Below are 4,648 nucleotides of genomic sequence, written 5' to 3' on the forward strand. Positions count from 1 at the left end.
TGTTATCCCTTCGATGTCGTCGTAATCTTTTGCTCTGTAAACGAAAAAACCCGCGTTCTCAGGCGCGGGTTCTTTCGAAGGTTAGAAGTTTCTCAGGCTTTCTAACCTAAGGTAACTGGCTTGGAGGAGCGCAGTCACCAAAACTGTCCTTTCAGTGTAGCCTTATCACACCCGAAACTTCAAGACTCTCCTCCTCTAAACCTGTTACCAGTGGCTGCTGCCAGTGGCGCTTTTGCGTGTCTTTCCGGGTTGGACTCAAGACGATAGTTACCGGATAAGGCGCAGCAGTCGGACTGAACGGGGGGTTCGTGCATACAGTCCAGCTTGGAGCGAACTGCCTTCCCGGAACTGAGTGTCAGGCGTGGAATGAGACAAACGCGGCCATAACAGCGGAATGACACCGGTAAACCGAAAGGCAGGAACAGGAGAGCGCACGAGGGAGCCACCAGGGGGAAACGCCTGGTATCTTTAAGTCCTGTCGGGTTTCGCCACCACTGATTTGAGCGTCAGATTTCGTGATGCTTGTCAGGGGGGCGGAGCCTATGGAAAAACGGCTTTGCCGCGGCCTTATCGCTTCACTGTTAAGTTTCTTCCTGCCATCTTCCAGGAAATTTCCGCCCCGCCAGTAAGCCGGTACCGCTCGCCGCAGCCGAACGACCGAGCGCAGCGAGTCAGTGAGCGAGGAAGCGGAATATCTCCTGTATCGCATATTCTGCTGACGCTCCGCTGCTGCATTTTTCTCCTGCCACATGAAGCACTTCACTGATATCCGCATCCGTGCCAACATAGTAAGCCAGTATACACTCCGCTAGCGCTACGTGACTGGTTCAGGGCTGCGCCCCGAAACCCGCCAAATGCCACTGACGCGCCTGTGGCTTGTCCAACACCGCGCCGTCCGGGAAAGAATCTCCCGCCCGCCCCGGCGTTATCAGGAGGCCGGATTGGCCGACAAACGCAGCAAAATGCTCACGATGTGGGTAACCGAAGATGAGCACCGCCGTCTGCTGGAACGCTGTGACGGTAAACAGCTCGCGGCCTGGATGCGGCAGACGTGTCTGAACGAGAAGCCTGCCCGCGCTTGCAAACTTACCTCGATCTCGCCGGCGCTGCTTCGTCAGCTTGCCGGCATGGGGAATAACCTTAACCAGATTGCCCGGCAGGTTAACGGCAGTGCCGGCTGCGGGCACGACCGCGTGCAGGTAGTCGCCGCGCTGATGGCCATCGATGCCGGACTCGAGCGGCTGCGGCACGCCGTGCTGGAAAAGGGGGCAGACGATGATCGTTAAGTTTCACCCGCGAGGCCGCGGTGGCGGTGCCGGTCCGGTGGATTATCTGCTGGGCAAAGACCGGCACCGCGACGGAGCCAGCGTTCTGCAGGGTAAACCGGAGGAAGTCCGGGAGCTTATCGACGCCTCGCCCTACGCCAAAAAGTACACATCCGGTGTTCTGTCCTTTGCCGAAAAGGATTTACCGCCCGGCCAGCGTGAAAAGCTGATGGCGAGCTTTGAGCGGGTTCTGATGCCCGGACTTGATAAAGACCAGTACAGCGTGCTGTGGGTTGAGCACCAGGACAAGGGGCGGCTGGAGCTGAACTTCCTGATCCCGAACACGGAGCTGCTGACCGGCAGACGGCTCCAGCCGTATTACGACCGCGCTGACCGTCCGCGCATCGATGCCTGGCAGACCATCGTGAACGGCAGACTGGGGCTGCACGACCCGAACGCGCCGGAAAACCGGCGTGCGCTGGTCACGCCGTCCGCGCTGCCGGAAGCGAAGCAGGAAGCCGCTCAGGCGATTACGCGGGGTTTACTGTCCTTAGCCTCGTCCGGGGAGCTGAAAACCCGTCAGGACGTCACTGAGGCGCTGAAAAGCGCAGGTTTTGAGGTGGTGCGCACCACGAAAAGCAGCATAAGCATTGCCGACCCGGACGGGGGGCGAAACATCCGACTGAAGGGAGCCATCTATGAACAGTCTTTTAACGCTGGCGAAGGACTTAGAGCAGAAATCGAAAGCGCAGCAGCAGAGTACCGGCGAGATGCTGAAAGCCGCATTCAGCGAGCACGAGAAGTCTGTCAGAGCGGAACTGAGCGAAAGCGAGAAGAGAATCAGCGCCGCCATCCTCGACCACGACAGGAAGCTGTCCTCAGCCATGAGCCAGCGCACGAAAGGGATGATGCGCATGGTCAGCCAGACGTGGCTGACCATCGTCCTGGTGTCCGTCCTTCTGATCGCGTCGAGCGCGGGCATTCTGTGGTGGCAGGGGCAGCAGATCCTCGAGAACTACACTACCATCCGGGAGCAGAAGAGCACGCAGGCCATGCTGTCAGAGAGGAACAGCGGCGTTCAGCTCTCGACCTGCGGAGAGCAGAGACGCCGATGCGTGAGGGTGAATCCGCAAGCGGGCGGATTCGGAGAGGACTCGAGCTGGATGATACTGGCGGGGAAATAGCACATGACGGAGCTGGAAAAACAGTTGCTGAGCGCATTAGAGCAGCTACAGCAGGACTACTCGAAAAGGCTGGACGAGTGGGAGAACGCCTTCGCGGAATGGCGGACGATGTCTGGTCTTATGCAACGGGAGAACGCGGCGCTGAGCGAGCGCGTCACGGGCTTGAGCAGGCAGGTGCAGAGTTTGAGCGATCAGCTGCGCCGGTTGTCGCAAGGCTGAACGGTATCGAGGCGCACCGGGAGCAGGCGCGCGCGGCGCAGCATCAGAAAACGCTGGAGCTGGAACGATCGCAGCGCTAGCGGACGTATGACGGTCCGTCGCTGTAACAAACCGGATAAAATGAGGATTCCGGCGCGGATCCGCGCCGAAAGCCCGTGCCATTCACCCGGCTGCATAGCCATGCAGCCGCGCAGAGATTATCAGGCGCAGAATTCGCGGTTTACCGGGGAGTTTTCTGCCGGTTTTGCCGGGCTGACGCCGCATTCGCGCCGAACCCGTCCAGGGCGGTGCAGGTAAGGGATGTTATGGTAAATGCGGCATTTTTTTAATTATATGGAGTGTATTTTTATGAGAATTAAAAAGCCTCACCTTCGTCCGATAGTCATAACCTTGTCCGTTGGTGGGATTTTGTTGACTTCTATTTTTTTAATTATAGTCATTATGATTTTTCAGCGTGAAAATATAGAAAAAAATTTGCTTGATGCTAATTCATCGTACGCGATGAAAATGTCAGATGTAATGAGTAATTATATTGAAATGGCTCAAAGTGAATTAGCATATGGTGCAAAAAAAATAGAGTCAACTAATGATTTTGATTTACTTAAAAATGAGACAGATAGGTTAAGATTGCAGTCTGGTATATTTAATTCAGTTGTTGTTGTTAGTAATGGTGCTGTTGTTCTGGCGACTTCGCCAGAATCACTTGGTTTAGTTGGTGTCCACTTGAGTTCAAGTGCCACTAAGTTGGCGCTTGAAGGGAAAAAACCATTTATATCTTCGCCTTACAGATCAGCTGCTGGGAATTTGATTGTTTTGTTGTCGCATCCTATTTATGATAAGAGTGGCAATTATATAGGATATATCGGTGGGTCTATATATCTAAAAGAACATAGTTTATTTAGCGACGTCTTGAGTAGACATTTTTTTAAAAGCGACACTGAAGTTAGCGTTGTTAGTGATGATGGAAATGTGATCTTTAGTAACGATAGCAGTGCTGTTGGTCGACCAATGGTTATGGCTGATGATTTGAAGTCAAAGTTAACTTCGCCTGAGAGAGGTGAGGGGGCCATTTCTTCTTCGGGGTATAAGTATCTTCTTGGTTATGCTCATATGAAAAATACTGCCTGGAGTGTGTTGGTTTATAGTCATGCTGAAAGCGTTACTACTATTCTTATTACTTATGCTAAAAGTGTGCTTGTGCTGCTAATTGTAATAATTATTACGTTTTCACTTCTTTCATATTTCATTGCCTCCCGTATTTCAATTCCTTTAGAAAATCTTGCTACATCTACCAGTGCTAAAGATATAGGAGCTTCGCTAGTTTACATTAAAGGTATCAATGCTTGGTATGCCGAAGCCGACCGACTAAAGAAGGCACTTCTTTCTCATGTTAAGACAATGATGGAAAGGGTTGATTCTCTAAATGAGGTGGCGGTTAAAGATCCCCTAACCGGTGTGAACAACAGATTGGGTTTTTCAAATAAAACACAGGGTTACAAGCAGGTCTCAGGGGCTTCGGTTATTGCTATTGATGTTGACTTTTTTAAAAAAATAAATGATAGCTTCGGGCATGGGGTCGGAGATGAGGTGCTTGTTTCTTTGGCTAAGGTTATTAATTCTTGCTGCCGTAGTGAAGATATTGTTTGTCGGTTTGGTGGCGAAGAGTTTGTTGTTTTTCTGCCGAATACATCTGTGGTAACAGCTGAGTGTGTTGCGGAGCGTATCAGGAGTGTTATTGAAGGTACTGTTTTCCCTAATAACTTGCGGGTCACCATATCTGCTGGTGTGGCAACGCAAGATGCTCCTCTTGGTGGGATCGATTTTTTGCTGAAAAATGCTGATGATGCTCTTTATCAAGCTAAGAGAGAGGGGCGTAATAAAGTGATTGTATATAGCGCTATTTGAGTTTTTTTGATGACGCTTTACGCGCTAGTGTGCCGTTTTTTTTGTGGGGAAGAGGGTTTAAGAAGCGGATCCTCT

At 51.9% G+C, this 4,648-nt stretch carries 5 protein-coding genes and 1 pseudogene; 5 read left to right on the top strand and 1 reads right to left on the bottom strand.

The window, feature by feature from the left end; all coding sequences use genetic code 11:
- Positions 1-179: 179 nt before the first annotated feature.
- Positions 180-314: a replication initiation protein gene (locus KGP24_RS24805; RefSeq protein ID WP_071996625.1), complete on the bottom strand. Its 135-nt coding sequence runs from the start codon at positions 312-314 to the stop codon at positions 180-182.
- Positions 315-962: 648 nt separating this feature from the next.
- Here KGP24_RS24805 and KGP24_RS24695 point away from each other — a divergent pair.
- The 5 genes and pseudogenes from KGP24_RS24695 to KGP24_RS24715 all read left to right on the top strand — a co-directional run bounded on the left by KGP24_RS24695 (position 963) and on the right by KGP24_RS24715 (position 4,573).
- Positions 963-1,286, top strand: a complete 324-nt coding sequence (locus KGP24_RS24695; protein WP_223538346.1) for a MobC family plasmid mobilization relaxosome protein — start codon at positions 963-965, stop codon at positions 1,284-1,286.
- A gap of 208 nt (positions 1,287-1,494) precedes the next feature.
- A pseudogene (locus KGP24_RS24730) lies at positions 1,495-1,929 on the top strand (relaxase/mobilization nuclease domain-containing protein); the annotation flags it as partial.
- A gap of 34 nt (positions 1,930-1,963) precedes the next feature.
- Positions 1,964-2,449: an MbeB family mobilization protein gene (locus KGP24_RS24705; RefSeq protein WP_223538340.1), complete on the top strand. Its 486-nt coding sequence runs from the start codon at positions 1,964-1,966 to the stop codon at positions 2,447-2,449.
- A 3-nt stretch (positions 2,450-2,452) separates the two neighbouring features.
- Positions 2,453-2,668, top strand: coding sequence for an MbeD family mobilization/exclusion protein (locus tag KGP24_RS24710; protein ID WP_072048928.1), 216 nt, complete (start codon positions 2,453-2,455; stop codon positions 2,666-2,668).
- Between the two features lie 348 nt (positions 2,669-3,016).
- Positions 3,017-4,573, top strand: a complete 1,557-nt coding sequence (locus tag KGP24_RS24715; protein WP_223538343.1) for a sensor domain-containing diguanylate cyclase — start codon at positions 3,017-3,019, stop codon at positions 4,571-4,573.
- The last annotated feature ends 75 nt before the right edge of the window (positions 4,574-4,648 follow it).

Source organism: Enterobacter sp. JBIWA008, assembly GCF_019968765.1.
Classification (GTDB): domain Bacteria; phylum Pseudomonadota; class Gammaproteobacteria; order Enterobacterales; family Enterobacteriaceae; genus Enterobacter.

Bases quoted from the DNA above. Each gene is read 5' to 3' on its own strand.
- KGP24_RS24805 (WP_071996625.1), bottom strand. From the start codon at position 314: ATGCACGAACCCCCCGTTCAGTCCGACTGCTGCGCCTTATCCGGTAAC.
- KGP24_RS24695 (WP_223538346.1), top strand. From the start codon at position 963: ATGCTCACGATGTGGGTAACCGAAGATGAGCACCGCCGTCTGCTGGAA.
- KGP24_RS24705 (WP_223538340.1), top strand. From the start codon at position 1,964: ATGAACAGTCTTTTAACGCTGGCGAAGGACTTAGAGCAGAAATCGAAA.
- KGP24_RS24710 (WP_072048928.1), top strand. From the start codon at position 2,453: ATGACGGAGCTGGAAAAACAGTTGCTGAGCGCATTAGAGCAGCTACAG.
- KGP24_RS24715 (WP_223538343.1), top strand. From the start codon at position 3,017: ATGAGAATTAAAAAGCCTCACCTTCGTCCGATAGTCATAACCTTGTCC.